At 30.7% G+C, this 4,978-nt stretch carries 1 protein-coding gene and 1 pseudogene; both read left to right on the plus strand.

What is annotated here, in order from left to right; translation table 11 throughout:
* On the plus strand, positions 1-3,114 hold a 3,114-nt coding region (locus ACKI3Q_RS07290; protein ID WP_407415719.1), incomplete at its 5' end, for a right-handed parallel beta-helix repeat-containing protein.
* Between the two features lie 523 nt (positions 3,115-3,637).
* A pseudogene (locus ACKI3Q_RS07295) lies at positions 3,638-4,978 on the plus strand (hypothetical protein); the annotation flags it as partial.

A 4,978-nucleotide genomic window follows, 5' to 3' on the forward strand; every position in this document is an offset into this window, starting at 1 on the left:
GCGCCTGCAGGGTCTGTTTTAAATTTAACTAGAAATTATAATGGTCAAGAAGATGCTATAATTCGCATAAATAAAGATTTAACTATTGATGGACAAGGACACACTATTGACTGTTTAAAAGAATGTCAGGCATTTACTTCCGAAACAGGAACAATAACATTGAAAAATCTTAATATTATTAATGGATTAGTTGATAATTGGGATAGTAATGCCGATGGTGGTGCTCTATTTATTCAGGGTACTGCACAATTCACCATAGATAATTGTACATTTAAGGATAATTACGCTGATGATTGTGGTGGAGCAATATATGATGAAGGGGATGGAGATTTAATTATCAAAAATTCTATATTCCAAAATAATGGGGTTGATGATTCTAGTGGTGGAGCTGTATTCTCTTCTGGTGGAGATTTAATAATTTATAATTCTGTATTTGAGAATAATTATGCTGAAGATTATGCTGGAGCTGTATACTATTTTGATCAATCTTCATTATATGTCGAAGGATGTTCCTTTAAATCTAATAGAGTAGAAAATAATGTACTTGTTAGTTATTCTCATGGTGGAGCAATTTATGCAAAATGTAAAGATTTCTATATAACTAATTCATCATTCAATGGTAATTATGCTGAAGATTATGGTGGAGCAGTATATTTCGCTCATTATTATGAGGAAAAGGGTAATTTATATATAGATGTTAATTGTTCTTCAAGCTCTTATTTTATCTATAATTCTGCTGATGATAATCAAGGTGGAGCTATTTATTCAGATTCCAATGTATTTGCAGAAAATACAAAATTTTCTCATAATTATGCATATGTTGATGGTGGTGCTATTTATGCAAATTATGATCCAGGTTTTCCTTATGATGGTGATACAGTCGATGTTCATCTAAAAAATTGTTCTTTTGAATCTAATAAGGCTTCAGATGCTGAATCTCAGTGTTATGGTGGTGCAATTTTTTCTAATAACATTGTAACAGTTGATAATTGTACCTTTAAGGATAATATTGCCCAGGATTATGGTGGTGCTATTTATGCTAAAAATGTTTTTGTAAATTGTAATGATGATATTGGTGAGTTTTCTTCTTTCTTTATTAATAATAGGGCTAATACTAATGATGGTGGTGCTATTTATACTAAGGATGGTAGTGTTACTATGGTAAATACAGTAATTTCCGGAAATTATGCTAATGTTGATGGTGGTGCTGTTTATAGTAATCATGATGCAAATCTAAAACATTGTTTGTTTGATTCTAATACGGCTCAGGGAATTAAATCTCAGTGTTATGGTGGTGCTATTCGTGCAAAAAATGATGTAACTGTTGATAATAGTACCTTTAAGGATAATTATGCTGATGATTATGGTGGTGCTATTTATGCTAAAAATGTTTTTGTAAATCGTTATGATGATATTGATGAGTTTTCTTCTTTCTTTATTAATAATAAAGCTGATGATAATAAAGGTGGTGCTGTTTATGCTGATGATGGTAGTGTTACTATGGTAAATACAGTACTTTCTGGAAATACAGCTGAAGTTGATGGTGGTGCTATTTATTGTGGTTATAATATTAATGTAAATCATTGTCTGTTTGATTCTAATAAGGCTGAAGGAGCTTCATCTCAGTGTTATGGTGGTGCTATTTTTGCAAAAAATGATGCGGTAATTAATAATAGTACTTTTAAAGATAACCATGCCGATGATTATGCTGGAGCGGTTTATGCAAATAATATATATGTTAATAATAATCAAGGTTCCAACGAAGCTTTTAATTCATTCTTTATTGGTAATAAGGCAGGAGATAATGATGGTGGAGCGTTATATTCATACTGTGATACCCGTGTAAAAAATGCTGTATTTACTGGAAACAAGGCTTATGAAGACGGTGGAGCTATTTTCTGTTGTGATAATACATACATAACTCACTGTTTATTTGAATCAAATATTGCAGATGGAGCTAAATCTCCTCAATGTGAAGGTGGAGCTATACACTGTAAAGATGATTTAACTGTTGATAACTGTACCTTTAATAAGAATTATGCCGGAGATTATGGTGGAGCAATCTATGCAGATACTTTAGCATTAAGAGGACATTCCTATTTTGACTCAAACACCGCATATGATAATCAAGGTGGAGCAATATGGGTTAACAAATTTAGAGAAGATGTAAAATATGCTACATTCACCAACAATAAGGCTGGTGAAGGTGATAATGATGATGGGGGTGCGATATACATTGATGATAAAAACTCACTTACATTTTCACAATGTGTCTTCATTAACAATCATTGTAAAGATGAAGGAGGCGCAATTTATTTAGATTCAAGCGGTTCTACATTGTCTTTAAAAAATAATATTTTTGTCTCTAATTCTGCAGGTGAGGGACAGACTGTATATAATTGTGGTGAATTCGCTTTAATTAATGAAAATTGGTGGAGTAAGAACCCTTCAGAAAATAATGACCAATTAATTGAATGGAAACCTTGGCCACGATCAAATGTTCACCATACTGATAGTAATCCTTTGAAATTTACTTTTAAATTATCAGCCGATTCTTGTCCGGTGAATGACTCAGTAATAGCAACTATTTCGTTTGTTCGTCCTAACGGAAGTCCTTCTGGTGAAATGAGAACTGAGTACTTTTCATTATCATCTCCACATGAAAATATCGTATTTTCTAATAGGGAAAACTATACAAACTATGTAAATATAATGGTGTCTCCTCAAAAGGCAGGAAACTACCTTATTCATGCAAATTTATTTGGAGAATCAATAGCAAGGATATTATCCGCCTCTGATAATTTTATCTTGGCAGGTCTAAGCGGTCAGAATATAGGCATATCTGATAATTCTAGAAGTGCTATTGCTAACAGTGCATTTGTTGGTAATGTATTTGATGGCAATTTACTTGCTGGTAGTACATTTGTTGGTAATGTATTTGATAATAACCAAACTGGAGATAATGCATCAGTTGAAAATAATCAATACGATAGTAATGCACCGGTTAAATCTGTCAGTCAACCAGGCAATTCAAATAATTTGATTTATTGGGCATTGGCATTAGTGATAATTGCATTATGTGCTATTATAGTTTGGAGAAAAATGAAAAATTAATTTTTCTTTTTTTCTTTTTTTTGAGGAAGACTCAAATTATTTATTAAATGAATTTTTTCTATATTTTTTGTTATTTTGCTTGTTTTGTTGGTGCATGAATTCATTTTGTATTGTTTCCTGTATATTCTTTATGAATGGATTGTGTTTTGATATTTTTTTGCAGATTTTGAGATATTTTTGTGTAATTGCATATACAAAATAAGCAAGTAGGTACTTACATTAATATACTATGGATGATATAGTTTACATTATATCATTTGGCAAACATCTATCATGTTACAATTTTATTATTGTATTTTTAGTGAAAATAATGATATAATAATTATATTTGGGTAATATGATTTAATTCAATTGTTTTCATAAGCATTTACATTTTAATGTGATAAAAAGTTTTTTTTTAAAAAACTAGTGTAAGTAAGTGCTTACTGTCGGAAAATAATTTATATTAACCAATGAAAAATATTACAACATTAAGGACAATTACAACATTAAGGACAAATTCCATAAATGGGGAGATAAAAAAATGAATTACAAAAAAATAATATTTATTTCAATATTTTTATTGCTTTTATCAGTTGCTGCAGTTTCAGCTAGTGATTTAAACAATAATGATGTAATAGAATCATCTGATGTTGGTGATTCTTTAGAAATTGGAGATGCTGTTGTAGGATCTTCAGAAATTCAAAATTCTGAAATTTTGACTGCATCTGCAGGTTCTTTCGCCGATCTTCAAAAGGAGATTGATAATGCGCCTGCAGGGTCTGTTTTAAATTTAACTAGAAATTATAATGGTCAAGAAGATGCTATAATTCGCATAAATAAAGATTTAACTATTGATGGACAAGGACACACTATTGACTGTTTAAAAGAATGTCAAGCATTTACTTCAGAAAAAGGAACAATAACATTAAAAAATCTTAATATTATTAACGGATTTGTAGATAATTGGCTTGGAAATGCAAATGGTGGTGCTATAGTTATTGAGGGTACTTCCCTATTCACTATTGATAACTGTACATTTAAGGATAATTATGCTGATGATAATGCTGGGGTAATATATAAGACGAGTAATCAAGATTTAATTATTAAAAATTCCATATTCCGAGATAATAAAGCTGATGATTATAATGGTGGAGCTATGGTAATTGATGGTGGAAATTTAATAATTTATAATTCCGTATTTGAGAATAATCATGCTCCCGGTCAGGGTGGAGCTTTTTTATTTGGTAATAATGTTGGTAATTTATATGTCGATGGATGTTCGTTCAAATCTAATAGGGTAGAAAATAATGTGCCTCAAAGTTATTCTTATGGTGGAGCAATTTATGCAAAATGTAAAGATGTATATGTAACCAATTCCTCATTCATTGATAATTATGCTGAGGATTATGGTGGAGCAATATATTTTGCCGGTAATGAAAAAGGTACTAATAAATTATTTATAGATGTTAATTGTTCTTCAAGCTCTTCTTTTATTAATAACTGGGCTGATGATAATAGAGGCGGAGCTATTTATTCACAGGCTAATGTTTTTGCAGATAATGCAATATTTTCTCGTAATTATGCATATGTTTCTGGTGGTGCGATTTTTGCAGCTTATGAAAGAGATTTTCCTCTTGATGACATAATAATCAATGTTAATGTAAAAAATTGTTCATTTGAATCTAATAAGGCTTCTGATGCTGATTCTCAGTGTAGGGGTGGTGCAATTTATTCTAATGGGGATGTAACTGTTGATAATTCTACCTTTAAGGATAATTATGCTGAGGATTATGGTGGAGCTATTTATGCTAAAAATGTTTTTGTAAATCGTAATGCTGATGTTGGTGAGTTTTCTTCTTTCTTTATTAATAATAAAGCTGAT

This window comes from Methanobrevibacter sp. (assembly GCF_045636185.1).
Lineage (GTDB): Archaea > Methanobacteriota > Methanobacteria > Methanobacteriales > Methanobacteriaceae > Methanocatella.